This window comes from Lysinibacillus sp. NPDC097195, assembly GCF_044762075.1.
In the GTDB taxonomy this organism is placed as follows: Bacteria; Bacillota; Bacilli; order Bacillales_A; family Planococcaceae; genus Lysinibacillus.
The window spans coordinates 695,779-722,144 of sequence record NZ_JBIWDP010000001.1; the positions used below are offsets into that span (position 1 = coordinate 695,779).

At 38.3% G+C, this 26,366-nt stretch carries 29 protein-coding genes; 19 read left to right on the plus strand and 10 right to left on the minus strand.

The window, feature by feature from the left end; translation table 11 throughout:
• The first annotated feature begins 111 nt into the window (after positions 1-111).
• Together ACIQXI_RS03500 and ACIQXI_RS03505 are read left to right on the plus strand one after the other, a co-directional pair.
• Positions 112-552, plus strand: a complete 441-nt coding sequence (locus ACIQXI_RS03500) for a BrxA/BrxB family bacilliredoxin (RefSeq protein WP_024361151.1) — start codon at positions 112-114, stop codon at positions 550-552.
• Between the two features lie 158 nt (positions 553-710).
• Positions 711-1,718: an aromatic acid exporter family protein gene (locus ACIQXI_RS03505; protein WP_402921684.1), complete on the plus strand. Its 1,008-nt coding sequence runs from the start codon at positions 711-713 to the stop codon at positions 1,716-1,718.
• Positions 1,719-1,738: 20 nt separating this feature from the next.
• On the opposite strand, the gene prli42 is transcribed toward ACIQXI_RS03505, so the two are convergent.
• Positions 1,739-1,834 carry a stressosome-associated protein Prli42 gene (gene prli42 / locus ACIQXI_RS03510; RefSeq protein ID WP_402921686.1) on the minus strand — a complete coding sequence of 32 codons (96 nt, stop codon included), beginning with the start codon at positions 1,832-1,834 and terminating at the stop codon, positions 1,739-1,741.
• A gap of 125 nt (positions 1,835-1,959) precedes the next feature.
• Between prli42 and mce the strand changes: the two genes are divergently transcribed.
• The 5 genes from mce (at position 1,960) to ACIQXI_RS03535 (ending at position 6,816) form a co-directional block, all read left to right on the plus strand.
• Positions 1,960-2,373 carry a methylmalonyl-CoA epimerase gene (mce, locus tag ACIQXI_RS03515; RefSeq protein ID WP_402921688.1) on the plus strand — a complete coding sequence of 138 codons (414 nt, stop codon included), beginning with the start codon at positions 1,960-1,962 and terminating at the stop codon, positions 2,371-2,373.
• A gap of 5 nt (positions 2,374-2,378) precedes the next feature.
• Positions 2,379-3,926: an acyl-CoA carboxylase subunit beta gene (locus tag ACIQXI_RS03520; protein WP_402921690.1), complete on the plus strand. Its 1,548-nt coding sequence runs from the start codon at positions 2,379-2,381 to the stop codon at positions 3,924-3,926.
• A 137-nt stretch (positions 3,927-4,063) separates the two neighbouring features.
• Positions 4,064-5,017 (plus strand): hypothetical protein, encoded by a 954-nt coding sequence (locus ACIQXI_RS03525; protein WP_402921691.1) that lies wholly within the window; start codon positions 4,064-4,066, stop codon positions 5,015-5,017.
• Between the two features lie 169 nt (positions 5,018-5,186).
• Positions 5,187-6,305, plus strand: coding sequence for a M20/M25/M40 family metallo-hydrolase (locus ACIQXI_RS03530; RefSeq protein WP_402921693.1), 1,119 nt, complete (start codon positions 5,187-5,189; stop codon positions 6,303-6,305).
• Positions 6,306-6,327: 22 nt separating this feature from the next.
• Positions 6,328-6,816, plus strand: coding sequence for a chemotaxis protein CheW (locus tag ACIQXI_RS03535; protein ID WP_402921695.1), 489 nt, complete (start codon positions 6,328-6,330; stop codon positions 6,814-6,816).
• Positions 6,817-6,863: 47 nt separating this feature from the next.
• Here the strand turns inward: ACIQXI_RS03535 and nspC are convergent, their stop codons facing one another.
• The 3 genes from nspC to ACIQXI_RS03550 all read right to left on the minus strand — a co-directional run bounded on the left by nspC (position 6,864) and on the right by ACIQXI_RS03550 (position 9,748).
• Entirely contained in the window at positions 6,864-8,003 is a 1,140-nt protein-coding gene (nspC, locus tag ACIQXI_RS03540; RefSeq protein ID WP_402921696.1) for a carboxynorspermidine decarboxylase, read from the minus strand.
• Positions 8,000-9,229, minus strand: a complete 1,230-nt coding sequence (locus ACIQXI_RS03545) for a saccharopine dehydrogenase family protein (RefSeq protein ID WP_402921698.1) — start codon at positions 9,227-9,229, stop codon at positions 8,000-8,002. The genes nspC and ACIQXI_RS03545 overlap by 4 nt, the downstream gene beginning before the upstream one ends.
• 324 nt (positions 9,230-9,553) lie before the next feature.
• Complete coding sequence (locus ACIQXI_RS03550; protein ID WP_402921699.1) at positions 9,554-9,748, minus strand: hypothetical protein; 195 nt, start codon at positions 9,746-9,748, stop codon at positions 9,554-9,556.
• 347 nt (positions 9,749-10,095) lie between these two features.
• On the opposite strand from ACIQXI_RS03550, the gene ACIQXI_RS03555 reads away from it, so the two are divergent.
• Positions 10,096-10,839: a tetratricopeptide repeat protein gene (locus tag ACIQXI_RS03555; RefSeq protein WP_402921701.1), complete on the plus strand. Its 744-nt coding sequence runs from the start codon at positions 10,096-10,098 to the stop codon at positions 10,837-10,839.
• A 304-nt stretch (positions 10,840-11,143) separates the two neighbouring features.
• Positions 11,144-11,776, plus strand: coding sequence for a LysE family transporter (locus ACIQXI_RS03560; protein ID WP_402921702.1), 633 nt, complete (start codon positions 11,144-11,146; stop codon positions 11,774-11,776).
• Positions 11,777-11,832: 56 nt separating this feature from the next.
• On the opposite strand, the gene ACIQXI_RS03565 is transcribed toward ACIQXI_RS03560, so the two are convergent.
• Positions 11,833-12,879, minus strand: a complete 1,047-nt coding sequence (locus tag ACIQXI_RS03565) for a Cj0069 family protein (protein WP_402921704.1) — start codon at positions 12,877-12,879, stop codon at positions 11,833-11,835.
• A gap of 184 nt (positions 12,880-13,063) precedes the next feature.
• A complete protein-coding gene (locus ACIQXI_RS03570) occupies positions 13,064-13,987 on the minus strand; it encodes an EamA family transporter (protein ID WP_402921706.1) in 924 nt (307 codons plus the stop codon).
• 108 nt (positions 13,988-14,095) lie between these two features.
• On the opposite strand from ACIQXI_RS03570, the gene ACIQXI_RS03575 reads away from it, so the two are divergent.
• Together ACIQXI_RS03575 and ACIQXI_RS03580 are read left to right on the plus strand one after the other, a co-directional pair.
• Complete coding sequence (locus ACIQXI_RS03575) at positions 14,096-14,977, plus strand: AraC family transcriptional regulator (protein WP_402921708.1); 882 nt, start codon at positions 14,096-14,098, stop codon at positions 14,975-14,977.
• 139 nt (positions 14,978-15,116) lie between these two features.
• The gene (locus ACIQXI_RS03580) at positions 15,117-16,148 is read left to right on the plus strand and encodes a beta-carotene 15,15'-monooxygenase (RefSeq protein WP_402921709.1); all 1,032 of its coding nucleotides are present in this window, start codon (positions 15,117-15,119) and stop codon (positions 16,146-16,148) included.
• A gap of 113 nt (positions 16,149-16,261) precedes the next feature.
• On the opposite strand, the gene ACIQXI_RS03585 is transcribed toward ACIQXI_RS03580, so the two are convergent.
• A complete protein-coding gene (locus ACIQXI_RS03585) occupies positions 16,262-16,786 on the minus strand; it encodes a hypothetical protein (RefSeq protein ID WP_402921711.1) in 525 nt (174 codons plus the stop codon).
• 108 nt (positions 16,787-16,894) lie between these two features.
• Here ACIQXI_RS03585 and ACIQXI_RS03590 point away from each other — a divergent pair, with 108 nt between their 5' ends.
• Positions 16,895-17,461 (plus strand): TetR/AcrR family transcriptional regulator, encoded by a 567-nt coding sequence (locus ACIQXI_RS03590; RefSeq protein WP_402921713.1) that lies wholly within the window; start codon positions 16,895-16,897, stop codon positions 17,459-17,461.
• 28 nt (positions 17,462-17,489) lie between these two features.
• On the opposite strand, the gene ACIQXI_RS03595 is transcribed toward ACIQXI_RS03590, so the two are convergent.
• Complete coding sequence (locus tag ACIQXI_RS03595; protein ID WP_402921715.1) at positions 17,490-17,954, minus strand: hypothetical protein; 465 nt, start codon at positions 17,952-17,954, stop codon at positions 17,490-17,492.
• 216 nt (positions 17,955-18,170) lie between these two features.
• Here ACIQXI_RS03595 and bioD point away from each other — a divergent pair, with 216 nt between their 5' ends.
• The 5 genes from bioD to ACIQXI_RS03620 all read left to right on the plus strand — a co-directional run bounded on the left by bioD (position 18,171) and on the right by ACIQXI_RS03620 (position 22,291).
• Positions 18,171-18,875: a dethiobiotin synthase gene (gene bioD, locus ACIQXI_RS03600; RefSeq protein WP_402921716.1), complete on the plus strand. Its 705-nt coding sequence runs from the start codon at positions 18,171-18,173 to the stop codon at positions 18,873-18,875.
• Entirely contained in the window at positions 18,856-20,259 is a 1,404-nt protein-coding gene (gene bioA, locus ACIQXI_RS03605; protein ID WP_402921718.1) for an adenosylmethionine--8-amino-7-oxononanoate transaminase, read from the plus strand. The genes bioD and bioA overlap by 20 nt, the downstream gene beginning before the upstream one ends.
• Positions 20,226-20,819 carry a biotin transporter BioY gene (locus ACIQXI_RS03610; RefSeq protein WP_402921720.1) on the plus strand — a complete coding sequence of 198 codons (594 nt, stop codon included), beginning with the start codon at positions 20,226-20,228 and terminating at the stop codon, positions 20,817-20,819. The genes bioA and ACIQXI_RS03610 overlap by 34 nt, the downstream gene beginning before the upstream one ends.
• Positions 20,816-21,814, plus strand: coding sequence for a biotin synthase BioB (bioB, locus tag ACIQXI_RS03615; RefSeq protein WP_402921722.1), 999 nt, complete (start codon positions 20,816-20,818; stop codon positions 21,812-21,814). The genes ACIQXI_RS03610 and bioB overlap by 4 nt, the downstream gene beginning before the upstream one ends.
• A 354-nt stretch (positions 21,815-22,168) precedes the next feature.
• Complete coding sequence (locus ACIQXI_RS03620) at positions 22,169-22,291, plus strand: hypothetical protein (protein WP_402921724.1); 123 nt, start codon at positions 22,169-22,171, stop codon at positions 22,289-22,291.
• 61 nt (positions 22,292-22,352) lie between these two features.
• Here the strand turns inward: ACIQXI_RS03620 and ACIQXI_RS03625 are convergent, their stop codons facing one another.
• Complete coding sequence (locus tag ACIQXI_RS03625; protein ID WP_402921726.1) at positions 22,353-22,946, minus strand: LysE family translocator; 594 nt, start codon at positions 22,944-22,946, stop codon at positions 22,353-22,355.
• 114 nt (positions 22,947-23,060) lie between these two features.
• On the opposite strand from ACIQXI_RS03625, the gene ACIQXI_RS03630 reads away from it, so the two are divergent.
• Positions 23,061-23,618 carry a helix-turn-helix domain-containing protein gene (locus ACIQXI_RS03630; protein ID WP_402921727.1) on the plus strand — a complete coding sequence of 186 codons (558 nt, stop codon included), beginning with the start codon at positions 23,061-23,063 and terminating at the stop codon, positions 23,616-23,618.
• Between the two features lie 45 nt (positions 23,619-23,663).
• Here ACIQXI_RS03630 and ACIQXI_RS03635 read toward each other — a convergent pair whose 3' ends face one another.
• Complete coding sequence (locus tag ACIQXI_RS03635) at positions 23,664-24,827, minus strand: aminotransferase-like domain-containing protein (RefSeq protein WP_402925648.1); 1,164 nt, start codon at positions 24,825-24,827, stop codon at positions 23,664-23,666.
• A gap of 124 nt (positions 24,828-24,951) precedes the next feature.
• Here ACIQXI_RS03635 and ACIQXI_RS03640 point away from each other — a divergent pair, with 124 nt between their 5' ends.
• The gene (locus ACIQXI_RS03640) at positions 24,952-26,355 is read left to right on the plus strand and encodes an aminotransferase-like domain-containing protein (RefSeq protein WP_402921729.1); all 1,404 of its coding nucleotides are present in this window, start codon (positions 24,952-24,954) and stop codon (positions 26,353-26,355) included.
• Positions 26,356-26,366 lie beyond the last annotated feature (11 nt).

The window sequence follows — 26,366 nt, forward strand, 5'->3', positions numbered from 1 at the left end:
GTAGGTGCACAAAAGTATCACTAACTGCTATGATAGGAGATGTATGAGCGCATCAATCTAAAGCACACAAAGTTGAAAGACAAGCGCGACATTGAAAGGAGCTATCGCTTTATGAATATGGATTACGATTTATTTATGCAAGAAATTTTAAAAACAGCACGTGCAGAAATTGAGGCTGCAGGCTATGAGCAATTACGCACACCAGAAGCTGTTGAAGAGGCGTTTGCTCGTCCAGGTACAACATTAGTTATGGTCAATTCAGTATGTGGCTGTGCGGGAGGCATCGCACGACCAGCGGCAGCACAATGTGTACATTACGATAAACGACCAGATCATTTAGTGACGGTATTTGCTGGCCAAGATAAGGAAGCAACAGCAGCTGCACGTTATCACTTCGGTGAAGACCACTTACCATCTTCTCCATCATTTGTTCTATTAAAAGATGGACAAGTTGTGGCAGAGGTAGGCCGTTATGAAATCGAAGGCCATGATCCAATGTCAGTCGTAACAAACTTACAAGCAAATTTTGAAGAATATTGTGAAGAACTATAATATTGTTCATTGTTAAGCTACCATAGCTATGCATGGTGACATACAAATTGGCTAAAGTGACTTGTACACTTTAGCCAGCTCTTTTTAAAATTTTTGTAATATTGGCTAAATAAATGTTTTTATAGTGAAGATAAGCTTCTAATGAATAACTATTCGTTATGAATGCTGCAGGATGGGAGGCAGTCGAACTGAAGAAATTTTCAATCGGCTATCGTACATTAAAAACAGCAATCGGAGCAGCAATTGCAATTGCGATTGCGCAGTATTTTGAATTGGCTTCTTATGCTTCAGCTGGTATTCTAACGATCCTATGTGTGCAGCCCACGAAGAAAAAATCTCTCCACGCTGCTTATACACGCTTTGTCGCAAGCATTGTCGGTATGCTGTATGCATTTTTGAGCTTTGAGCTATTTTCTTATCATCCGCTAACATTAGCAGGGATGCTTATATTGTTTATACCGACGATTGTGTCGTTAAAGGTGGCAGATGGCTTTGTATCGAGTGCGGTCATTATTATGCATATATACGCTGCGAAGGGCTTTTCGTGGGCGCTTGTTTCAAATGAGTTTGCATTGATGGCTATTGGCTATGGTACGGGGATTGCCATTAATATGTACATGCCAGACATTCAAAAGGAATTAAATTACTATAGAGTTAAAATAGAGGAACTATACAGTAAGATTTTTTTAGAAATTGCTAGCTATTTGAGACAGGGCGATACATTATGGGATGGGCAGGAAATTATTCAAGCTGTCAAAATGCTGAATGATGCAAAATCGTTAGCATTTAAAGATGTACAAAATCATTTTACAAGAAGACAAAATGACTACTATGTTTATTTTGATATGCGTGAACAGCAGCTTGAAATTATTGAACGCGTATTACCGAAAATAACGACGCTTCCTGTTATAGTACAAGAGGCAGAAGTCGTCGCAGACTTTCTAGAAGATCTAGGAGAGCATGTTCATTCAGGCAATACGGCAGGTCGCTATCGGGAAAAATTAGAGCTTGTAAAGCGGGAATTTGCCGCTTTACCCTTACCGACCAATCATCAAGAGTTTATTGCTCAAGCAGCTCTCTATCAATTCATCGAAGAAATGGATCGCTATTTGGAGATTAAACAATCATTTAAAGGTATAAAGGTAAAAGGAAAGCGCCCACAGTAGTGTGGACGCTTCGCGCTTTCTTAAACTAGCATCGATAAACCGAATGCAAGAGATGAGATTATCATAATAGCAATCATCGCATAAACAACAATTTTTTGAAATTTTTTATTACTCATATGCTCGTTCGCTCCTTCTTTTCTTATAAATAGTTTAGCAAATCTGAAAAATTTCTCAAGTAGTAGAGTTTTGACAAAAAAATCTGTAAAATAGGGTATGTACCATAACAGAAGGAGATGTCACCATGGAGAAAGTAGACCATATCGGGATTGCGGTGCGTGATCTTGATGAACGCATTACATATTATACAGAAACTTTAGGTTTAAAGTTACTAAAAGTAGAAGAGGTTGAATCTCAGCAAGTTCGTGTTGCTTTTATTGACGCTGGCAATGTGAAACTTGAATTACTAGAACCGATGAGCGAAAAAAGCACGATTCACGGATTCATCGAAAAACGTGGCGAAGGCATTCACCATGTTGCATTCGGAGTAACAGGCATTCGTGAACGTATGGCAGAACTTCGTGAAAAAGGTGTACGCCTATTGTCAGAAGAGCCAGGACCAGGTGCTGGTGGTGCAGAAGTTGCTTTTATGCATCCTAAATCATCTTTCGGCGTGCTATATGAATTATGTGATAAAAGTGGAAAAGGGGAAAAGTGATTAATATGGATATGTTCGATAAAATTAATGACTTATATGATCGTAAGACAGTAATTGAGCTTGGCGGTGGCTATGAGCGCATTGAAAAGCAACATGAAAAAGGTAAACTAACTGCTCGTGAACGTATTGAATTATTGCTAGATGAAGGTACGTTTTTCGAGATTAACCCATTCATTACACACCGTACTGTAGACTTCGGAATGGATAAACTAGAAGGCCCTGGTGACGGCGTAGTAACAGGTTTCGGTAAAATTAACGGACGTCCAGTATACTTATTCTCCCAAGATTTCACTGTATTCGGTGGAGCACTTGGTGAAATGCACGCTAAAAAAATGGCGACAGTAATGGACCTTGCAGCGAAAAATGGTACACCATTCATCGGCATTAATGATTCAGGTGGCGCACGTATTCAGGAGGGTGTCCTTTCTCTTGATGGTTATGGACATATTTTCTACCGTAATGCGATTTACTCTGGAGTTATTCCGCAAATCTCCGTAATTATGGGGCCATGTGCAGGTGGAGCCGTTTATTCGCCGGCAATCACAGACTTTATCCTAATGGTTGATAAAACATCTCAAATGTTCATTACTGGACCGAAAGTAATTGAAACGGTAACGGGTGAAAAAATCTCTGCGGAAGACCTTGGTGGTTCGAAGGTAAATAATGCCGTAAGTGGTAACGCTCACTTCCGCGCACCTTCTGAAGAAGCGGCCATTGATCAAATTAAACAATTATTAAGTTACTTACCTCAAAATAATAAAGAAAAAGCACCTCGTCAAGCACGTCCAGAAGGTGACGATTACCGTCCGGAAATCGTTGATACGGTGCCAATCGAAACTACGCGTCCTTACGATGTGCGTAAAGTAGTGGAACAAGTAGTTGATGAAGGTTCATTTATGGAAGTGCATGCTGAATTTGCGAAAAATGTAGTAGTAGGTTTTGCGCGTATCGCAGGTGAATCAGTAGGGCTAGTTTGTAACCAACCGAAAGTATTAGCAGGTGGTCTTGATATCGATTCTTCTGATAAAGCAGCTCGCTTTATTCGTACGTGTGATGCATACAATGTACCAATTATTACATTTGAAGACGTTTCTGGGTTCTTCCCTGGCGTAAAACAAGAGCACGGTGGTATTATCCGCCATGGTGCAAAAATCCTGTATGCTTATTCAGAAGCAACGGTACCAAAAATTACAGTCATCTTACGTAAAGCATATGGTGGAGCTTATGTTGCATTAAACTCTAAATCTATCGGTGCTGACCTAGTATTCTCTTGGCCAAATGCAGAGATTGCCGTTATGGGTGCAGCAGGTGCAGCAAACATTATTTTCGCGCGTGAAATTGCAAAGTCTGAAGATCCAGAAGCAACGCGTGCAGCAAAAATTGAAGAGTACAAAGAGAAATTCGCTAACCCATACGTTGCAGCATCTCGCGGTATGGTGGATGATGTTATTGATCCTCGTGACACACGTATCAAACTTATCCAAGCTTTGGACATGTTGTCAAACAAACACGAAACACGTCCAGAGAAAAAACACGGAAATATTCCGCTATAACGCTAGTGAAACCCAACAGCTACTTGGTTGTTGGGTTTTTGTATGAAAGACAATCGTAAAATTTTTTTATAAAATGGCAGATAATTGAAACATTTCGTTCGCTCATTCGTACAAATAGAAAAGGGGAGTTGAGATGAATGGAATGGCAACAATTACAGACGGAGCAGGAAAAACTTCATGGACAGCTAAGAAGTGCTAAGAGATTAAGTGAACAACAGCTTTTAATTGAAGGGCAAATTGCACATGTAGAACAAGAGATTACCAAACATTCTGTAGAACTCAATCAAATTCGACTAAAACTTCAAAAGCTAGAGGGCTTTTCATTTATGAATATGATTCGAACATGGACGGGGCAACAAGATGAGCTCCTTGCAGAAAAAGTCGACAAAGCAGTAATTTTAGAATTAAAAATCAATGAATCGAAAAAGATGCAAAAAGACTTAACAGTTGATCTTAGTCAGGTCAATTTAAAAATTGCCCAAATAAATGAAAAACAACTACAGGAAGCTTTAAGCACTCTACATGTAAAAAAGAAAAGCTATCTCCACCTACATGATCCCCAGCAAGCACTACAATTAGAGCAGCTAGCCAATGAAGAAGTCATAACCAAGCAGCTGATTATTGAGATTATAGAAGCTGAAGAAGCGGGCGATATTGCGCTTACTAAACTAGGGCAGGCAGCAGCATCATTGCATTCAGCTAATGGCTATTCAATTTGGGATACGTTTATTGGTGGTGGCCTTATTGCCACGCATTTAAAGCATGAAGCGCTTGATGAGACAGAGAGCCAACTTCATGATGCGCAAATTGCTTTGCAGCGCTTTCACAACGAATTACTAGACATTCAAGATATGTCTACTACAACATTACACGTAGAGACAGATGGCTTTGTAAAATTTGCCGACTATTTCTTTGATGATATTTTTTCTGCTTGGTCCGTGCATTCCAAAATTTCTACGGCAAGAGAGCAAGTATCTCGTGTACAGGATGATGTACATAATACGATTAGACGTTTGCAGGAAAAACATAATAAAGCACAGGGCTATTTACAAGCATTACAAAAGGAAAAAGCAGCAATTTTACAAACATAAAAAGCCTGTGGGAAGAGCTATTTATACTCTTTTCACAGGCTTTTTATGATGGATTATACAAAATAAAGAAGTTGCGACTAGCGTATTATTCCAACTCTTCTGTCATTGTGCTAAACTAATACATATATTATGACGTGGACAAACACGTAAATCAAGGGAGTCTTACAACATGACAAGTCGTCTAGTAGAAGAGTTTTTCGAGCTCGTACAAATTGATTCAGAAACAAAACATGAACAGCTTATTGCGCCCGTTTTAATCGACAAATTAACAGCTCTTGGTTTTACAGTAGTGCAAGATGATGCACATACGCGTAATGGGCACGGTGCTGGCAATATAATCGCGACATTAAAAGGTTCTTTACATATCGAGCCTATCTATTTCACTTCACATATGGATACGGTAGTTCCGGGAAAGGGCATTAAACCAGCCCTTCGTGAAGATGGCTATATCGTTTCCGACGGTACAACGATTTTAGGTGCTGACGATAAAGCAGGTATAGCTGCCATGTTGGAAATGGCAAAACGATTAAAAGAGCAACAAATCGAACATGGTGATATCGAGTTCATCATTACAGCTGGGGAAGAAAGTGGCCTAGTAGGTGCCAAAGAATTAGATCCAACGGTGATTCGCGCAAAATATGGCTTTGCTGTTGATAGTGATGGCAAAGTTGGAGGAATCGTGACAGCAGCGCCATTCCAAGCGAAAATTTTCACAAAAATTATTGGGAAAACAGCGCATGCAGGTGTCGCTCCAGAAAAAGGCGTGTCGGCCATAACGGTTGCTTCAAAATGTATTGCACAAATGAAGCTTGGCCGTTTAGATGAGGAAACAACTGCCAATATTGGTCGCTTTGAAGGTGGTCAAGCAACGAATATCGTCTGTGATGAAGTGACAATACTAGCAGAAGCGCGTTCAATCGATAAGACAAAACTAGATGCCCAAACAAAACATATGCAAGATACGTTCGAGCAAGTGGCAGCTGCAATGGGCGCACGTGCGGAAGTAGAAGTAAAACTTATGTATCCGGGCTTCCGTGTTACAGAATCAGATAAAGTTGTACAAGTAGCGATGGCAGCAGCACGCAATATTGAACGTACACCACAGTTAGGTATTTCCGGCGGAGGGTCAGATGCTAATATTATTGCAGGCTTTGGTATCCCTACAGTCAACTTATCGGTAGGATATGAAGATATCCATACGACAAATGAAAAGATTCCTGTGGAAGAATTAGAAAAACTGGCAGATTTGCTTGTTGAAATCGTGAAAGAAACAACTAAACACGAGTAATAACATAGAAGGAAGTGACCTCATGGAAAGTGTAAAGGCAGTCGTTTTTGCTTGTGGTACAGAAGAATATGCTGTACCGGTAGAGCAAGCGATATCCATTGAAAAATTAGAACAAATAACGCCAATTCCCCATTTACCTAATTATTTATTAGGATTTACTAGAAATCGCGGAGAGCTAATTCCTGTATTAGATTTTGAGCGTATTCTTTATAATCGTTCGTCAAATGCGGCTACAGCACGTATTATTGTGCTTAATACGGATGTCGTGAACTACGGGTTGCTTGTAACAGAGGCACGTGAAATTCTTGATTTAGATGAGTCTATTTTAAAACAAATGGGGCTTGTTAATTATTCAAAAACACGTTACTTTACGGCTGTAGCCAATTTAGAAAACCGTATGATTACGTATGTAGATCCTAAAATTCTTGTAAATTCTTTAGATGGTATTCGTGAAATCATCAATTATTTACACAAAATGTTGGAAAACGAAAAAGAAAATATTGAAGTGTAATGCATCTTAAAAACCCCCTCCAAAGTTGGAGGGGGTTTTCATTTGTATTAAGAAAGTCGACCACTATAATCTTCAAACTTAAATTCACGAATAACTTTAATACCTTCTTCATCGTTATAAGAAACGATAGACGGTAGGTTGACACCATTAAACATATGGTTTTTTACCATTGAGTAGTGGGCCATATCTGTAAACACAAGACGATCCCCTGGTTTTAGAGGCTCTTCAAATGAGTAGTCACCGATTACATCTCCAGCAAGACATGTAAGTCCACCAAGACGATATGTGTAAGCTAACTCATTAGCTTGACCTGAACCGATAATCATCGGACGGTAGGGCATTTCGAGCACGTCTGGCATATGACAAGTTGCCGATGTGTCTAAAATTGCTAAATCCATGCCGTTTTTCTGAACATCAAGAACCGTTGCTACTAAATAACCTGTATTAAGCGCTACTGCTTCACCAGGTTCTAAATAAACAAGGAGATTGTACTTATCTTGAATATAATTAATGATCTGCACTAGTTTCTCAACGTCATAATCTTCACGCGTAATATGGTGACCCCCGCCGAAGTTTAGCCATTTCATTTGGTGTAAAACATCACCGAATTTTTCTTCGACTTTTTCAATAATGCGCTCTAATGTATCAGAGTTTTGCTCACACATCGCGTGGAAGTGTAAGCCATCAATACCTTCAAGCTGAGATTTGTCGAAGTTCGCTAATGTTGTACCAAGACGAGAATTCGTATAGCAGGGATCGTATAGCGCTGTCTCAATTTCAGAGTACTCAGGGTTTACACGAATACCACATTCGATTGTTTTACCAGCAGCCTTTACTTTATCCTTATATTGGGCCCATTGGTTAAATGAGTTAAAGACGATGTGATCCACATAGCCAAGAAGCTCGTCCATTTCATGCTCTACGTAAGCAGGTGCATACACATGAACTTCTTTGCCCAATTTTTCATAGCCAAGACGCGCTTCAAATAGAGAACTTGAAGTAATACCAGCTAAGTATTCACCGACTAAAGGGAATGTTGAATGCATTGAAAACCCTTTTAGTGCAAGTAAAATACGGCAGCCAGTACGATCTTGTATCGACTTTAGAAGCTCAAGGTTTTTTGTTAATAGTCTTTCATCTACTACATAGGAAGGAGATGGAACTTTTGTGAAATCAATTGGTTTCATCGGCTATGTTCCTTCGTTTCGATCTCTAAGTCGAGTAATTCTGGGTTATGGCTTTCTTGCCATGGTAGACCCCATTTATTTAAAGCGTCCATAAATGGATCTGGATCGAATTCTTCTACGTTCCATACGCCTGGCTTTTGCCATTGACCGTTCATCACAAGCATTGCACCGATCATTGCTGGTACGCCAGTTGTGTAAGAAATCGCTTGTGAACCAACTTCGTTATAGCACGCTTCATGGTCACATACGTTATAGACGTAGTACGTTTTTTCTTTGCCATCTTTTAAACCACGAATAATACAGCCGATATTTGTTTTACCTTTTGTACGTGGCCCTAGTGATGCTGGATCTGGTAAAACCGCTTTCAAGAAGTGGATTGGCTGAATCATTTGTCCTTCAAATTCGATTGGCTCAATTGAAGTCATGCCAACATTTTCTAATACTTTTAAGTGTGTTAAGTATTTTTCAGAGAATGTCATCCAGAATCGAATTTGCTTAAGACCTTTAATGTTTTTAGCAATTGATTCTAATTCTTCATGGTACAGCAGGTAAATATCTTTTGGTCCGATTTCTGGTAAGTTGTAAACTTCTTTTTTCTCAAGTGGTGCTGTTTCAATCCACTCGCCTTCTTTCCAGTAACGACCATTCGCTGTAATTTCGCGAATATTGATTTCTGGATTGAAGTTTGTTGCGAAATGATAACCGTGGTCACCAGCGTTGGCATCTACGATATCGATGTAGTGGATTTCGTCGAATTCATGTTTTTGAGCATGTGCAGTGAATACGCCTGTTACACCTGGATCAAAACCACTACCAAGTAATGCCGTTAAGCCAGCTTTTTCAAACTTTTCTTTATAAGCCCATTGCCATTTATATTCAAATTTTGCCGTTTCAGGTGGCTCGTAGTTTGCAGTATCCACATAGTGCACACCTGTCGCTAAGCAAGCATCCATAATCGTTAAGTCCTGATAAGGTAACGCTACGTTAATGACAACATCTGGTCCGAAACTTTTAATAAGTTCGATTAATTCATCCGTATTGTCAGCGTCTACCTGTGCAGTATGAATCTTTGTTTTTCCGCCGTCTAGTTTTTCTTTTAGAGCGTCACATTTTGAAACAGTTCTACTTGCGATACAAATTTCCTCAAATACGTCCGAATTTTGAACACACTTGTGTACCACAACACTGGCTACTCCGCCAGCTCCTATAATCAATGCTTTACCCAATTGTCTACCCCCAAGTTCATATAAAGTATTGTCAAACAAGCTGATTATACAGAAATTTGTTTTACTACTCAATCATTGTTTTTAAAATTCTACAAAAAAATTTTTATTTCAACATGTTATTAGCTAAATCGAAGGGGAGAGCTTCATAGTTATCTCCTAAAATTGTGTGAGAATTGTGTGAGTGCCTGGCACAGCATTCAGCAAGCCAAACACAGGGTTCCTTTGGCTACCTGTGCATACGTCATGGCCTTCTGAGCAGGAGCATCCATAGCTTTATAGTGGACAATTCATAAATTGTGTGAGAATTGTGTGAGTGCCTGGCACTCAATCAGTTATGTGGGGCTCTTCGTCACCCCATAAATAAAAGATAATAATTAGCAGGGTGCTTAATAACCCCATCACGAGGCCATAGGTGCTGAAGGCCACTTGTACTTGACTTTGTAAAGCATAAATGAATATGGCTCCTAGTATAATTAAATTGCCCATAATCAGTAAGAACAGTTGAAAACGTCGATTCATAGCAAGCCCCTCCTAAAATGAAATTTACTCGGCCTAAAGATGAAGAAATTTCCTTCAATTATCTCATAATTCAGAAAAATATCCAAACAATAACTACTATTACCCACTTATTCCATAATATTTAAGAGCAGGGTGATGTTTCTTTACCGTTTAAATAAGTCTTTGTTACGGTGTGATAGACCATTCACCGTTGCATGGCTTATTTTAAAGACGCAATAATAGGTTGACCTTAGTTATATTAAGAAAAAGGGTTTAAGATGCATTGGTTTTCTTGATAATTACTGTTTTTCTCTATAAAGATGGTAAACTACCTATATGACTTTTGTTTTTGTGAAGGTGAGGAGTATATGGTGATAAAACATTTTGAAGAGCAAGTACAACAAGTAAATGAATTATTTGTCAGTGGACAAGTAAAAGAAAGCTATATGTTAGCGAAAGCATTGTTAGGAAATGAATCATTTACAGCGAATGAGTCGTTTGCCATGATTCAGCAGCATGTGGCGCTATTAGAGGCAAATGGCTATGCCAATATGCCAATCCCAACTGCAAGCAATGTAAAGCAAAGTGTGGAACGTGCAGATGGCTCGTATCCCGAGAGAGATGTCCTCGCCGCCTATATTGGTAGTCAAGATGATGAGCAATTTGGGCAGGTAGTGGATGAATTATTAGCAGGATCTATTGAAGCACAGGCGAATGCTTACTATACAATGGCTGAATATTTCGTCCTTTCTGAAGAACTAGACAAAGCGATGGTGCAATATGCGGAGGCAATTAAACTACAGCCTAATACTGCACTCTACTGGGGGGCATTTGCGCAATTTATTAATCGCATAGAAGCGAGCCCTTATTTGGCATTGCGCCTTATTGAAGAGGCGATTCAGCTAGATAGTATGAACCCTCGATGGCACTATATTCAAGGGAATATTCTTTTCCAGCTCGTCGCAGCTACGAAAAATTTAAGCTACATACCTGCACTAGAGGAGGCTTGGCAAAAAGCGAAAAAACGTTGCGCTGCTAAGCAACTTGCATTAAAGGTGGAAATAGCTAAATCTGAGGATTTACTAGCACAATGGAAGAAGCAGATGCTGTAAATAAGTCGCTGTAACCTATTAGTATAGTATGAAAAATCCCTAAATCCCTCATAGTGTATACAAAATATACTTTCTCGAAGAAGTCTTTCAATTGTATATTTATAAATGTGTGTGTGCCTGGCACATAATAAAATGGCATAATAGCAGGCATTTACGCTGATTTTTAAATGAATATTTATAAATTGTTTGCGTGCCAGGCACGAAAAAAACACGAAAAAAATAAGCCATTAATGTATTTTTATGCTAGAATATACCTATAAACGGACGTAAGAAGCTTATTTTATTGCATGAAAGAAGTGTTTGTTTGAGTTTATATGTTGCGTATGTATTAGTTGGACTTGCTATTGCAATGCCTGTTGGAGCCATTACTGTCGAGATGACAAAGCAAGGGCTAAAAAATGGCTTTATGCATGGCTGGGCGGTAGGACTTGGTGGTATGACGGTAGATGTAGTGTTAGTTTTTGCATTGTATATGGGACTAGCTTCTATATTAGCGATGCCGATTATTCAACTACCAATGTGGATTATTGGGGCAGGTTTTTTGTTTTTACTTGGGCTAGATTCGATAAAAAATGCCGATCAGGATATTACATTAGCGGGTGAAAAGGTCACAAAATCATTTTTCGCCTCGTATCGAAATGGGCTACTAGTAGCTATTTCACCAGGAAATCTTGTTTTTTGGGTAAATGTATTCGGTGTTGTTCTAGCAAAATCGTATGACAAAGGTGAGTCTGCAAACTTCCTTGTAATAGCAGCTGGTATACTGAGTGGTATTTTACTGCACGACATAGGTTTAATGATAATTGTTTCTGTTACCCGAAGAGCGATGAGTCGTAAGATGATTAAAACAATGACAATGATATCAGGTATCTTATTGATTGGTTTTGCGGGTTACTTTATTTACGAATTTATTCAAGGTATAAAAATGTACAGATAAGCATGCACAAAAGGCATTGAGATAAAAACCTCAATGCCTTTTTATTTGTGTAATGGTTATGCGGGCATTTCTCGATGCTCGTGAAGGCATGCTAAAATTTCTTCTGCCACTTGATGGGCCAACGTTAATTCTGAAGTGAAGCCCACACAAGAACAATTCATTTCACCTAAAATGTAGCAATCCTTACCAGCTTCATCATTATCCAGCATGAAATCAGCTGTCCAAATAAGCGGTAGATCATAATTGCCTAATAAGTTTGTGACAAGGGGGAGCTGTGTTAAAAAGTTTTGGACAAGCTCTTGCCAATCTTCGGGCTTATCGTAGCGATATTGTGCACCCGAGAAAAGTGTCGCACTAAAGGCATCTTCCGTATCGGCAGGCTTTTTATGTACGACGTGAACAGGTTTGTCACGCAACATAAATAAACGGATTTCACCTTCTGTAATTCGTGGCAGGAAGCGCATATCAATTAACATGCCATTTGGGCCAGTGATATATTGTTCGCAAAAAGCCATGAACGCATCTAACTGCCAATATTCTACATGGTTATCTTTCGCCTCAGTACATTTAATTTTAGCATCAAGCGGTACAACTGTTGTGCCGGCAGGTAGAGGCTCGACTAATTTGACACGCCATATACCTTCACCAGTGGAACCTCTATTTTGCTTTAATACGCGTTCAGTTATCGCAAGAGAGGCAGGGAATTGAGCTTTAAATGCTTCAATCGTATAATAGGCAAAAGTATCATCCGGAACTAAGTTTGTAGACACTAATTTTGATAATACATCTTTTGAACCGTAGCCAATCATAGCATCAGGATGCGGCATGCCAATAATACCAGCTGCACATAAATCTCGGAGCATGTCAAAATATTCTTCCTCATGTTCGAGATTGCCGGGATTAATACGAGATACATAGGCAATACCATGTTCTTTTACATAGTCAAAAATTTCGTCCTTTTTTGTTATATCAAAAAACACGACTTCCGCATCTTGCCCGCGCTGTTTGAGTGCATTTACCATCGGCATCGTATCTTGTCGGTAGCCATCGGGTCCTTTATCAGTGCCTCCGCGTACCTCGAAGAAAATTACTTTTCTATTCATATAAATGCCTCCTTAATTTCATGATATTTTTTAGTATACTGGACAATCAAGGAGAAAAGATATATGAAATATGTAAAATTTATATACAAATTCATAGTACGAATTTTCAAACATAGGAGTTTACGACTAATATTTTTTTGAATAATCAAATTTCCTTATAACAAACTAAAAATTTGGATTTTTATTACAACCCAATGCTTTTTTTCTGAAAAACAGTAAGATATAAAATCATAATAAGAATAAGCAATGTGCCCATGATTTGGAAGCCTCCAAACGGAATATGAAGCCAAACTACACTTGTGATTACAGCCATTAACGGCTCTAAGCTGCCAAGTAAGCTCGTTTCTTTTGGTGTTAAATAATGTAAACTGGCTATATAAAACCAAAAGGCAAGCATTGTGCCAAATAGAATAATGAAGAAAAAATATGCAGTCGTAGCAAAGGTCCAGTTCGAAAGGTCAATATGCCAAGGCTGATAAAAAATACTCATCGTTGTACCCCCAATAAGCATTGCCCAACCGACAACAAGTAATGAATGAAATTGCTGTAAAAGCGGCACAGCATACAATGTGTAAAATGCAACGGAAAGACCAGATAATACACCCCAAACAATACTCATCATAGGAACGGAAAGCGTGGAAAGGGAACCGTTTGTCAGCAATAATGTCGTGCCAGCAAGTGTCAATGTGACAGCAATGCTATCTTGCATTGTTAATTTACTATGCCCTCTAATAATATAAAATCCAATGATAAAAAGAGGGGCTAAATATTGTAGCAAAGTCGCAACAGCAGAATTGCCGAGTGCAATCGACATCATGTATGTATATTGCACTGCAAGCATCCCTAGCAAACTAAAAAGGATTTGTCTAAACGCATCTTTCTTTGTGCGCCACATAACAAAAATGGATTGGTGGCGATGGGTAATTTTGTAGATGGCGATTAACAGAATGCCAGAAAATAGCAGTCGACTAGATACAAGCCAACCAACTTCAATACGTTCATACTGGAAAAGTTTTTGAGCAACTGTTCCACCAATTCCCCAAAAACTTGCCCCGAGAATTACGAGCATAAAACCAAAGGCCCGGCTTTTATTTTGTTGTTGATTCATTCCTATAGCATCTCCTAAACTATCAATATAAAGTAATCATAAAGCACTTCGTGCGCAAAAAATATCGAATAAACCTATTGAAAATATCAATATATTGAGGTGATTAGCATGGCATTAAACCATATTAAAATCGCGAAAGATTTACAAGAGCTAACATTACATGGCTCGCATGCTTTTCCGGTGGCATTATATGAAACGTCTTTACAATTAGATCGCTCGGATTTTTTACCGTTACATTGGCATAAGGAAATTCAATTTGTTTATGTGAAAAGTGGATGTGTCGAATATCGCGTAGGTGGGGATGTCTTGTTTCTTAAGGAGGGGGAAGGTCTGTTTGTCAATGCAGCGTGTTTGCATGAAGCCAAGCCCGCAAATGTTGAGCAGTCCTTACTTTTTTGTCTAAATGTTGACCCGAAATTATTAGGAGGTCATGAAGGCAGTATATTGACAGCACACTATGTCCGCCCATATATAGAAAATAATCGTTTGCCCTATGTAGTACTTACAGGTGAACTTGCGCGTACAGTGGAAAGTACTGCGCTACTTTTACAACAACGGCCTGCCTATTTTGAAATGCAAGTATGGCGTGCATTATTAGCGTTGTGGGAAGCAATTTTAAGACAATCCAAACTAACCGAAGAAACGATGCAGCCCTCTATGATTGTCCATCATGAGCGTGCAAAAGAAATGCTTGATTATATACATCGCCATTATCAGGAAAAAATAACACTTGAAAATTTAGCGACACATGTTTTTTTAAGTAGAGCGGAATGTAGTCGATTTTTTAAAAAGATTGTAGGTATGACGCCTTTTACCTACCTTTTACATTATCGTCTACGAAAAAGTATTGAATTGTTGCGAGATAGTGAGCACTCCATCACTTTTATTGCTTCTATAACTGGCTTTAGTACTGTTAGTTACTATATTGAGCAGTTTAAGGCGTATACAGGCTATTCACCACATGTGTATCGTAAAAAATTTTTTACATAATAAATGGCTAATTCATGACATGGTGAGTACAATCATTGGATTTTGTGTTGGGAAAGAGTTTGAAAATTATACCAAATAATATAAAGTGAACATAAGAAGTGAAATCGGGTTGTTAAATCCTTCGAAGGGGTGATTTGTAATGATGGCTTTAAAGAAGCAACATATTTGGCTTGCATTCTTATTTATTGTATTTATAAGCAACTACTCGCTTTATAATACGGGACTTGGTACAACGGTTTTACCAGTTGAAACCGCAGGTGTTGTACTCGGCTCATTAATCGATTTAATTGTCGTTATGCCATTGTTATTTATGCTGTATAAACGAAAGTTTTCCATCAAGCAAGCAATCATTTTAGCTGCTGCAGGTTGTATTGCGGCCCGCTTTATTATTCCGATTCAACATTTGCAGCCTTTTGTTGCAGTGACTTGGGCAGGATTTGCGATTGAAGGGGCAATAATTGTTATAGAAGTTGTCTTTGTTGTCACTCTTTTTTATTATATGCCTAAAATTTTAGCGGCTGTACGAGCAAGTACACTACCCGATATTTTTGCGTTCCCTCAAGCTGTTGCAAAATATGCACCAAAATATCCGATTATTCAAATGCTTTGTGCAGATTTACTCGTTCTTTATTATGGATTGGCAAGTTGGAAGCGCAAAGAACGAGCAGGCATAACATTGCATAAAAACTCTAGTTATCTTGCCTTTCAAATGATGATGATTCATGCCATTATTATAGAAACAATCGGAATCCATTGGTGGCTACATGAAAAATCAATGCTACTGTCTATCCTATTGTTAATTATTAATATCTATTCTGTCATCTTTTTCATAGCTGATATGCAGGCAGTGCGTTTAAACCCTGTCTATGCAACAAATGATGCGCTTTATGTTTCATTAGGTTTAATGAAACGAGCAACGATTCGCTTTGCTATGATTGAAAAAATAGAAACGGAACCGGAGCTGTTAAAAGGAAAATTATCGAAAGATACTATTGATTTTATCGCCCGTGATTTTGGGGAAGCTTATCCGCAAATACTATTGAAATTAAAAGAACCACTAGAAGTTAGCTTTATGTTTGGCATTAAAAAGCGTTATCATTCCGTAGCAATTAAAGCAGACCAAGCACAGGAATTGAGAGAAATCATTTTACATGGCATGGCTAATCATTAAGGATAAAATTGACGAATCAAGGCCTCGCACTTGCAAGCGCGAGGCTTATTATTTAAAGCAACTTCAGGCAATTTACTATGCATATACATTGATCATTGCAATGATTATAGTAGCTATTTTTTACTAGGGAAAATGATATAAGAAAAACTAATCAAGGCATCAACTATTAAAACGATGCCCCAAACTTTCATTACTTGTAATAAGGAAGAGGTATCTGCGAGTTGCCCAATAAAAACAGTCATCGCATATAGAAAACTAGCACTAATTGCATATGCAATCACGTGAAGACCTAGCATTTTTATTTCATGAATTCCTTTCGCTAGTCCTGTTAATCTTTTTTTAGCGGTCGGCTGTTTTAAAAACCATTGTTGAAACTTCTCATCGGCCCAAGCAATCATTGTTTTACCATAGGCAATCGACACACCTATATACACAGCGGCAATTCCGTGAGAAGTGGAAGCGGGTGTTCCAGCTCGTAAGTCTACGACAGTTAGCACTATTAATAAGAAATCGATTACAGGTGTCAAAGCAAAAAAAACAATGCTCAGTTTTGGTTTCTTCAAACGGTATCTACAAATCAGGCCTAATATAATGACAACCCAAAAGGCTATTTCGGCTGTAATAATCCAAGCAATCATAAAGAATCCCCCTTTTATTTAGTACACTTGTATTAAATAAAATTACCATAAAATCTTAAATAATACAAACGTATTAAAATAGTCTATACTAGTTATATGCCTAAAATAGTGAATCATGAAGAAAGAAAAGCTAGTATTGCGCAAGCCACTTGGAAGGTCATTGCAAGGGATGGTTTAAAAGGTGCTACAGTACGGTCCATAGCAAAGGAGGCGAAATTATCATTAGGAGCTGTTCGCTATTATTTTAACACGCAGGAAGAATTAATTATTTTTGCGATGGAGTTAGTGGAGCAGCAAGTTAATGAGCGTATTGCCAAGCACTTGCAGAAGCCATTGCCAATCAAGCAAATGATTGTAGCGATCCTTTTGGAGCTCGTACCAATATCTGAGCAACATATTATCGAAATGCAAGTGTGGTTGGAGTATGTGTCGTATAAGGTTCGTAATGGAGACCCACCCGCAGAAGAAAATATGTTGAACGGCATTCAGAAAATATTTAGTTATTTACAACAAGCGAATTTATTACAAGAGGGACTAGTTGTGCAGGATGAAATACAGCATTTACATGCCTTTATTGATGGCCTTGCACTGCATGTTTTAATGGGCTTAGTGCCGATGGATAAAAGCCGCATCCAGCTTTTAATTGAAAAGGAAATTGATAAACTTCTAAAATGACAAGACCAATGCAATTGCCCATCTAGTATTAATCTAGATGGGCAATTGCTTTTAATATGTCCTCGCTAACGGCCTCCCAAAATTGTTGCTGTACTGAATCATTATATGTATAGAGCTCTTTATTGTGTACATGCCGGTAAATCTCAGCAATCGTTTCCTTGTGAAAATGTAGTCGATGATTTAATGCTTGTCGTTCTTCTTCGATACAAAAAACCTTATAGACATCCGCTAGTCGTTCGAGCTTCGCGCATTTTTGCTTTGTCGCTTCATATTGGACTTTATGAAAACGACCAACAGCTGTATGCATCGAGATGTTTGCTCGATGTTCAGCTTGTAATGATCGATACTCTTCCTGCCGTATAGCTACCCGATACCAAAATTCATAGCGTAGTGGTAAGTCTCTTATTTCGTATGTTAGCAAAGAATGTAAAATAGTGCTCGTTTGTTCATATGTATCAATGTCTTTCTCCGATTCTTTAAATAGACCAAACATCGTGACACCCCCTGTTGTGTTAAATACTACAGCGTATGCAAAATATCCTTTTATATTTCTTGGAAATTGGATAAACAGTGCTTATTACCACACGTTGTAAATGGAATATGAAGAATAATTTAAGTAAAAATGCAAAAAAGAGCATTTACAAAAGGAAAAAGAATGTGTTAACTTAAAAAATGTATTAGGTTAACTTAAATGGAGGGGGAGATTATAATGCGACATTTTTGGGTTGTTGGAACAGATACAGATGTTGGGAAAACTTTCGTCACCACATTATTAATGCGCAATTTGCAAAAACAGGGTATAAGTGTGATGCCCTATAAGCCCGTACAAACAGGTGAAGTGAATGATGGCGAACAGTCATATTATTTCGATACAGCTATGTATGAAAAATATTCTCTTCAGCTACTAGATCGAAAGAATTTGAATGGTTATTCGTTTAAAGAAGCGGCATCACCACATTTTGCTGCTCAACTAGAGGGGCAGCAAATCGATACGCAACGATTATTAAGACAAATACAACAGTTACAGCACACTGTCGATGTTGTCATTTGTGAAGGAGCAGGTGGGCTCTTTGTGCCATTAGATACATATGGTAAAACGACACTTGTGGATGTCATTGTTCAAAGTAAATTACCTGTCGTCGTTGTAACACGAACATCGCTTGGTACAATTAATCACACGCTATTAACGTTAGAAGCATTAAATAAACGTCATATTGAAGTGCTAGGCATTGTATTTAACGGACATAAGGAAAGTGCGATGGAGCAAGACAATATACAAACGATTTTACAGCATCATCCACTACCATTTGCGACGATACCGAAGCTAGAAGATCTATCCCAAATAGGTGACTATGCTCTAACTGACACATCGTTATTTGAAAGGCTGTACAAACATGAAACAAGTATTGTCTGAGTTACAACAAAGTGATTTACAACACGTTTGGCATCCTTGCTCCCAAATGAAAGATTATGAGGACTTCCCACCGATAGTTATTAAAAAGGGACAAGGTGTATGGTTGTACGATGAACATAATCAGCGCTACCTTGATGCAGTATCTTCCTGGTGGGTAAATTTATTTGGACATGCCAACCCGCGTATTAGTCAAGCATTAAGTGACCAAGCATTTACGTTAGAGCATGCAATCTTTGCAAATTTTTCACATGAACCTGCCATTAAGCTTGCACAAAAATTAGTAGCGTTAACACCTCATAGTTTACAAAAGGTATTTTTTGCTGATAATGGCTCATCTGCTATTGAAATTGCCTTGAAAATGAGTTTTCAATATCATATGCAAACGGGCAAAACAACGAAAAAACGATTTTTAGCATTAACAGATGCTTATCACGGTGAAACACTCGGCGCGTTAGCGGTTGGGGGCGTAGATCTTTATAATGAAGTGTATCAACCACTATTGCTAGATACGATACGAGCACAGGGGCCTGACTGTTTCCGTTGCCCGTTCAATCAGCATCCTGAAAGTTGCCATGCCCAATGTATTCAATTTGTTGAGGAGCAGTTGATGCAGCATCATATGGATATTACAGCGGTCATTATCGAACCGTTGATTCAAGCAGCGGCGGGAATGAAAATGTATCCAGCAATTTATTTGCGGCGCTTAAGGGAGCTATGTACGAAATATGATGTCCATCTTATTGCAGATGAAATTGCGGTAGGCTTCGGACGAACGGGTACACTTTTTGCCTGTGAGCAAGCGGATATTGAACCTGATTTTATGTGTTTATCTAAAGGTTTAACAGGTGGCTATTTACCGTTGTCGGTCGTCTTAACAACAAATGAAGTCTATCAGGCGTTTTATGATGATTATGCGACAATGAAGGCTTTTTTACATTCGCATAGTTATACAGGGAATACGCTCGCATGCCGTGTTGCACTTGAAGTATTGACAATGTTTGAAGAAGAGCAATACATCGCCATTGTGCAAGATAAAGGGCAGCGCATGCGTAACATAGCCATGCAAGCTTTTGCTGACTTGCCTTTTGTGGGTGAATATCGACAAGTAGGATTGGTCGGGGCAATTGAATTAGTGGCAAACCGTGTATCAAAAGAGCCTTTGCCGAGCGAGGAGCGCATAGGCTATCAAATCTATAAAAGAGCATTGGCAAAAGGATTACTAATAAGGCCACTTGGCAATGTTTTGTACTTTATGCCACCTTATATTATTACAGACGATGAAATGCAATTTATGATTCAGACAACAAAAGAAACCATCGTTCAATTTTTTACAGAGCGGGAGGATCAGGCATGTTACAACGACAATCAACGCTATCACTTGTGATGATTGCCATGTTTGCAGCTTTAACAGCTGTTGGTGCATTTATAAAAATTCCACTGCCAGTCGTGCCTTTTACTTTACAAATTGTCTTTGTCTTTTTAGCAGGTTGTTTACTTGGCGCGCGCAATGGATTTTTAAGCCAATTCGTTTACATTGCCATTGGCTTAGCAGGCTTACCTGTTTTTACGCAAGGCGGAGGCATTACATATGTATTGCAGCCGACTTTTGGTTACTTAATAGGCTTCGCACTTGCAGCATTCGTGGTCGGTACTATCATTGATCGACGAGAAGCGCCAACGAAAAAGCACTTTATCGTTGCAAATATTGTAGGGTTGCTCATTATTTACGCAGTGGCGGTTCCATATTTATATATGGCATTGAACCTCTGGTTAAATATGAAATCAAGTTGGTCTCATGTTTTTTTAGTGGGCTTTGTCAATAGCATTGTGGCTGACTTTTGCTTAGCAATCGCTTCAGCACTTTTAGCTGAACGATTATATAAAGTATTTCGCTCCGCAAGAGCCATAAAATTTGTGCAAGTTGAAAAGGAGAATGTTCAATGAATTGGTTACAATTAGCAGAAGAAGTCATTGCGGGCAAGACGATTAGCAATGAAGAGGCATTAGCCATTTTAAAGAGTGATGATGATGATATTTTAAAATTAATGGATGGAGCCTTTGCTATTCGTAAGCATTATTACGGCAAAAAAGTGAAATTAAATATGATCATGAATGCAAAGAGTGGTTATTGTCCTGAGGATTGTGGCTATTGTTCGCAGTCTTCCAAGTCAACAGCACCCATTGACAAATATCCGTTTATTACAAAAGAAGAAATATTAGCTGGTGCAAAACGAGCATTTGATAATAAAATTGGTACGTATTGCATCGTGGCGAGTGGACGTGGCCCAACGCGTAAAGATGTGAATGTGGTTAGTGAAGCGGTGGAAGAGATTAAAGCAAAGTATGGCTTAAAAGTATGTGCTTGCCTTGGGTTACTAAAAGAAGAACAAGCACAACAATTAAAAGCAGCCGGTGTGGATCGCTACAACCATAATTTAAATACATCTGAGCGCCATCATTCCTATATTACAACTACCCACACGTATGAAGATCGTGTAAACACGGTGGAAATTGTTAAGAAACATGGACTTTCTCCTTGTTCAGGTGCCATTATTGGCATGAAGGAAACGCCAGAAGATGTTGTGGAAATTGCTCGAGCACTGCATCAGTTGGATGCGGATTCAATTCCAGTGAACTTTCTACATGCCATTGATGGCACGAAACTAGAAGGGACACAAGAATTAAATCCACGTTATTGTTTAAAAGTATTAGCATTATTCCGCTATACAAATCCGACAAAGGAAATTCGAATTTCGGGCGGGCGTGAAGTCAATTTAGGCTTCCTTCAGCCATTTGGCATGTATGCGGCAAATAGTATTTTTGTCGGGGATTATTTGACGACAGCAGGCCAGGAAGTCAATAGCGACTATCGTATGCTTGAAGATTTGGGCTTTGAAATTGAGCTAACACAAAAGCAAGAAGAAGTATTTTGTTCGTAAAAAATCATCATCTTTATGAAATAAAATCTACTACAACTTCATGATGATTGAAATTGAAAAACCGTTTGTACGTCGTGGAAAAGGCGCCAAACGGTTTTTTTATATGCAGTAGAGAAGGAATAGTGAATAGGGTTGGTTCTAATTTATACCTAAAATATCTAGATTTTCACAAATTGTTCAATGAAAGCGTTTTGAAAATGAACAGTTTGTGAAGGGCTTCACATAAAGCTTTATTTTTTAAAAAAAGAGCGTACAATAAGAATCAGCAAGAGTTGTTATAAAACAGTTTGTTCTTTGAATCACAATTTAGGTGATTGTTATATTACAAAAACAAAAGCGAAAGGAGAGGTTAGAATGTGGGTTGTAACAGTATTTGAACATAAAAATATTCGTATTTTTGAATATACTAACAAAAATGAGGCAACAGCTGCTTTAGCGAAATATAAGAAAAATGCCGTGTTAACTTATACAAAATAATACTATACATGACAACAACCCACTGTATACGCTATAGCGTACACAGTGGGTTGTTTTTTTATTAATGAACGATAATTGAAAAGGCACTATATAGTAATAAGAGCGCCATTATAATATTAAATGGTTGACGATAGGTGGTAAGTACTGTGCGAAAAGCAGAGCCAAATAGGGCCCAACTAAAGGTACTTAAAATACCGACAAAACCTAATAGTAAAGAAAATAATAGATAGCTTATATTGGATGAATAATGTGGAAGAATATAAGTAGCTACGACTGTGATACCAAATAAAATGCCTTTCGGATTAACGTACTGAAGAATGGCGCCCAGAAGTAAGAAGTTACGTTTAGGTTCTAGTGAATGAGGGCTATTTTCATCAGTGTCTTGGGAAGTTAATATTTTAAAAGCCAAATATAACATATAGACAACCCCTAATAGGGTTAACGGGAAAGTAATAATAGGCATGACATTCATAAGAGCAACATTAAAGAAACAACTTAAGCCGGTTATTGTGAAAAAACCAATGCCAACACCTAGACAAAACTGAATTGTTTTTAGCAATCCATATTGATTGGCAAACGCCATTGCCATAATATTGTTTGGACCTGGTGTAAAGCTAGTAATCACTACAAATACGAGAAAAGATATGTAGGGCATATTCGACCTCCTTGTTATTCGTATGTTATAATGTTCGAAATGAACAATATAACGTCGTGCTTTTTATTATACATAATGTGCGTTATATTGTACATATATCGTGAGGTGATTATCATGGAGGAAATCCATCTTATCTTTGCAAAAAATTTAAAAGCTATTCGAGAAAAAGAAAAATTAAGCTTAGAAAAAGTTTCACAGCTATGCGGCGTTAGTAAAACGATGATAGGGCAAATTGAACGAGGAGAGTCCAGCCCGACACTTACAACAATATGGAAAATCGCCAATGGACTTAAAGTTTCATTTACTTCCCTCATTCATCAACCACAGTTGGATACTGAAGTCGTGTTGAAAAAGGATATTCAAATGTTGTCAGAGAATGATGGGAAATATAGAGTGTATCCGAATTTTCCATTTCAAGAGGAGAGTCGTTTTGAAATTTATACCATTGAGATTGATCAAGATGGGCAATTAAGTGCAGAGGCGCATAAAGAAGGCACGGAGGAATATATTACAGTTTTTGAAGGGGTCTTATTAATTCGCGTCAATGACAATGACTATACGTTAACACAAGGTGATGCCATTCGTTTCAAAGCTGACCGACCACACTTTTATCGTAATGCAGGTGAGTCATTAACAAAGTTAAGCATGACCATCTATTATCCCGACAAATGAACAAAAGAACCGTACAAGCGTAAAGGATTGTACGGTTCTTTTTTGTTATAAAATGCTACCTAAACGTTTAATGCCTTCGCGAATGACTTCAGGCGTCGCGTTTGTATAGTTTAAACGCATTGTATTAACGCCTGTTTTAGATGTGTAGAAGGGATCTCCAGGAACGAAAGCGACTTTTTGTTCCATAGCTTTGTTGAAAACGTCCAATGCAGAAGCACCGTTATTCATCGTAGCCCAAATGAACATGCCCCCCTCTGGTCGTGTGTATTCCACATGTGCAGGGAAAAATTCTTGCATCGCATCTAACATGGCATCCGCTTGATTTTTATATAAAGCAATTATTTTTTTAACATGTTCTGTATAATCATTGTTTGCTAAATAATCATAAATAACGTATTGCGAGAAAATATTAGTGTGTAAATCCGTCGCTTGTTTCGCTGTTTCGATATGTTTCATTAACTCTTTATTTTTCGTAATAATAAAGCCAAGACGCATACCTGGTGTTACTGTTTTAGAGAAAGAACCTAGTAAAATACTATTGTCGAGTTTTCCGGCACCGATATAAGGCAGAGGCTCACCTTGGAAACGTAATTCGCCATACGGATCGTCTTCAATTAATGCAACATCGTATTTCGCAATCATGTCATACATTTGTTGACGTTTTTCTTTTGAATACGTAAGTCCCGTTGGATTTTGGAAGTTTGGTACAGTATAGATGAACTTCACATTAGGTTGCTGTAAAGCTTGCTCTAATTCTTCCAAATTAAGACCATCGTTTTCTAGAGTTACACCATGGAATGTCGGCTCACTTAATGTAAAGGCTTGAATCGCACCTAAGTAACCTGGCTCCTCAATAATGATGCCATCACCTTTATTAATGAGTACTTTCCCAAGTAGTTCAAGTGCTTGTTGTGAACCAGTTGTAATTAAAATATCATCCGCATCGATATCCAATCCGTGAACACGTCGGTATTTTGCAGCGATGTATTCACGCAATGGCGCATACCCTTGTGTTGATGAATATTGGAATAGGCGACTGCCATTTTCACTAATCGCATGGTCGACAGATGCTTTTAAAGCATCAATTGGGAAAGAGATTGGATTTGGAAGCCCCCCAGCAAAGGAAATGACATCCTCGGCATCCGTTACTTTTAAAATATTACGGATGAATGAAGACGGTGTGTTTAAGATTCTTTCGGAATATTGCATCATGTTATCGGTCCTTTTTCTGATTTTTAAAAATTATATCATTGTCATCATATGCATACAATATTATGATTGTATGCAAGACAATAAAATATTGTATGCATAATTGAAGAGAGGGATGTGAAAAATGCCATTTAATTCATTTGAACAATACCCAATGAGTTGGAAGCCCAATATAAACACTAGTTCAACGCCATTATATATTGCCATTGCAGAACAGTTGGAACAGGATATAAAAGAAGGTATTTTATTACCAGGTACAAAATTGCCGCCACAACGAGAACTGGCGGATTTTTTAGATGTCAATTTAAGTACGATTACACGAGCGTTTAAGCTTTGTGGACAAAAGGGACTGATTTATGCGTCAATTGGGAGCGGTACATTTGTTTCTTCTGATGCAGCAACAAATAAAATTTTATTACCTACAAATAATTCTGCACATATGATTGAAATGGGCTCTGTATTGCCTGATACTTATGCCAATGAAGAAATAACACGCTATATGAAAAAAATGCTAAATGATTCAGATTTCAGCAAACTATTTCAATATGGGCGACCAGAGGGCAATGTTTGGCAAACAGAAGCTGTTGCAAAGCTATTGGATAAAGTCGGTTTTCAAACCGATCAGCCGATTTTGCTAGGAGCAGGGGGACAAAATGCGATAGTCGGTACATTAGCAGCACTATTTCAACCAGGAGATCGAATTGGAACAGATCCAATCACATATGCGGGCATGAAAACGGCTGCTAATATGCTTGGTATTCAGCTAGTAGCGATTCAGCAAAAAAATGGAGAGATGACGAAAGAAGGTCTACTCTATGCATGTAAAAATGAGCATATTAAAGGTCTATACGTGATTCCAGATTTTCATAATCCCACGACACATACAATGTCTAAAGAGACGAGAAAAATGATTGCAGAAGTGGCAAGGCAAAAAGATATCATCGTCATAGAAGATGCGATTTATAGTTTTCTAAAGGAACAACCTCTTGCGCCGATTGCCTTCTATGCACCAGAAAAGGTCGTCTATATCGCCAGTGTGTCCAAAACCATTTCACCTGGTTTAAGGCTATCTTTTATTGTGACACCAACTGCATTAAGAAAGAAAATCATAGAAACCCTTTATACGCTGAATATTTCAGTATCACCTGTTATGGTAGAACTGACAGCGAGACTCATTCAAGATGGTGTTGCCCAAACGATTTTAGAGAAACATCGTTTATATGCAAAGCAACAAAATACACTGGTCAATCAATATTTAGGAGATTATGACATTTTAGGTGATGATGAATGTATTTTTAGATGGCTAATACTGCCTGAAAAATTTACAGGTGTGCAGTTTGAATTACTGGCATCAAAAGCAGGGGTACAAGTGTATGCTGCAGAGCGTTTTGCAGTGGGCAAGTCGAAACCGGTCAATGCTGTTCGCTTGGCGATTACTGCACCAGACAATAGCACGCAGCTAGAACAAGCATTAACTGTATTAAAAGAATTGCTCGAAAGTGATGGCGATTATACATTTGTAGATTAAAATAAGTAGTA

What these genes read in the sequence shown, in the direction of transcription:
- ACIQXI_RS03500 (WP_024361151.1), top strand. Translation starts at nt 112, where the DNA reads ATGAATATGGATTACGATTTATTTATGCAAGAAATTTTAAAAACAGCA.
- ACIQXI_RS03505 (WP_402921684.1), top strand. Translation starts at nt 711, where the DNA reads ATGAATGCTGCAGGATGGGAGGCAGTCGAACTGAAGAAATTTTCAATC.
- prli42 (WP_402921686.1), bottom strand. Translation starts at nt 1,834, where the DNA reads ATGAGTAATAAAAAATTTCAAAAAATTGTTGTTTATGCGATGATTGCT.
- mce (WP_402921688.1), top strand. Translation starts at nt 1,960, where the DNA reads ATGGAGAAAGTAGACCATATCGGGATTGCGGTGCGTGATCTTGATGAA.
- ACIQXI_RS03520 (WP_402921690.1), top strand. Translation starts at nt 2,379, where the DNA reads ATGGATATGTTCGATAAAATTAATGACTTATATGATCGTAAGACAGTA.
- ACIQXI_RS03525 (WP_402921691.1), top strand. Translation starts at nt 4,064, where the DNA reads ATGGAATGGCAACAATTACAGACGGAGCAGGAAAAACTTCATGGACAG.
- ACIQXI_RS03530 (WP_402921693.1), top strand. Translation starts at nt 5,187, where the DNA reads ATGACAAGTCGTCTAGTAGAAGAGTTTTTCGAGCTCGTACAAATTGAT.
- ACIQXI_RS03535 (WP_402921695.1), top strand. Translation starts at nt 6,328, where the DNA reads ATGGAAAGTGTAAAGGCAGTCGTTTTTGCTTGTGGTACAGAAGAATAT.
- nspC (WP_402921696.1), bottom strand. Translation starts at nt 8,003, where the DNA reads ATGAAACCAATTGATTTCACAAAAGTTCCATCTCCTTCCTATGTAGTA.
- ACIQXI_RS03550 (WP_402921699.1), bottom strand. Translation starts at nt 9,748, where the DNA reads ATGAATCGACGTTTTCAACTGTTCTTACTGATTATGGGCAATTTAATT.
- ACIQXI_RS03555 (WP_402921701.1), top strand. Translation starts at nt 10,096, where the DNA reads ATGGTGATAAAACATTTTGAAGAGCAAGTACAACAAGTAAATGAATTA.
- ACIQXI_RS03565 (WP_402921704.1), bottom strand. Translation starts at nt 12,879, where the DNA reads ATGAATAGAAAAGTAATTTTCTTCGAGGTACGCGGAGGCACTGATAAA.
- ACIQXI_RS03570 (WP_402921706.1), bottom strand. Translation starts at nt 13,987, where the DNA reads ATGAATCAACAACAAAATAAAAGCCGGGCCTTTGGTTTTATGCTCGTA.
- ACIQXI_RS03575 (WP_402921708.1), top strand. Translation starts at nt 14,096, where the DNA reads ATGGCATTAAACCATATTAAAATCGCGAAAGATTTACAAGAGCTAACA.
- ACIQXI_RS03580 (WP_402921709.1), top strand. Translation starts at nt 15,117, where the DNA reads ATGATGGCTTTAAAGAAGCAACATATTTGGCTTGCATTCTTATTTATT.
- ACIQXI_RS03585 (WP_402921711.1), bottom strand. Translation starts at nt 16,786, where the DNA reads ATGATTGCTTGGATTATTACAGCCGAAATAGCCTTTTGGGTTGTCATT.
- ACIQXI_RS03595 (WP_402921715.1), bottom strand. Translation starts at nt 17,954, where the DNA reads ATGTTTGGTCTATTTAAAGAATCGGAGAAAGACATTGATACATATGAA.
- bioD (WP_402921716.1), top strand. Translation starts at nt 18,171, where the DNA reads ATGCGACATTTTTGGGTTGTTGGAACAGATACAGATGTTGGGAAAACT.
- bioA (WP_402921718.1), top strand. Translation starts at nt 18,856, where the DNA reads ATGAAACAAGTATTGTCTGAGTTACAACAAAGTGATTTACAACACGTT.
- ACIQXI_RS03610 (WP_402921720.1), top strand. Translation starts at nt 20,226, where the DNA reads ATGTTACAACGACAATCAACGCTATCACTTGTGATGATTGCCATGTTT.
- bioB (WP_402921722.1), top strand. Translation starts at nt 20,816, where the DNA reads ATGAATTGGTTACAATTAGCAGAAGAAGTCATTGCGGGCAAGACGATT.
- ACIQXI_RS03620 (WP_402921724.1), top strand. Translation starts at nt 22,169, where the DNA reads ATGTGGGTTGTAACAGTATTTGAACATAAAAATATTCGTATTTTTGAA.
- ACIQXI_RS03625 (WP_402921726.1), bottom strand. Translation starts at nt 22,946, where the DNA reads ATGCCCTACATATCTTTTCTCGTATTTGTAGTGATTACTAGCTTTACA.
- ACIQXI_RS03630 (WP_402921727.1), top strand. Translation starts at nt 23,061, where the DNA reads ATGGAGGAAATCCATCTTATCTTTGCAAAAAATTTAAAAGCTATTCGA.
- ACIQXI_RS03635 (WP_402925648.1), bottom strand. Translation starts at nt 24,827, where the DNA reads ATGCAATATTCCGAAAGAATCTTAAACACACCGTCTTCATTCATCCGT.
- ACIQXI_RS03640 (WP_402921729.1), top strand. Translation starts at nt 24,952, where the DNA reads ATGCCATTTAATTCATTTGAACAATACCCAATGAGTTGGAAGCCCAAT.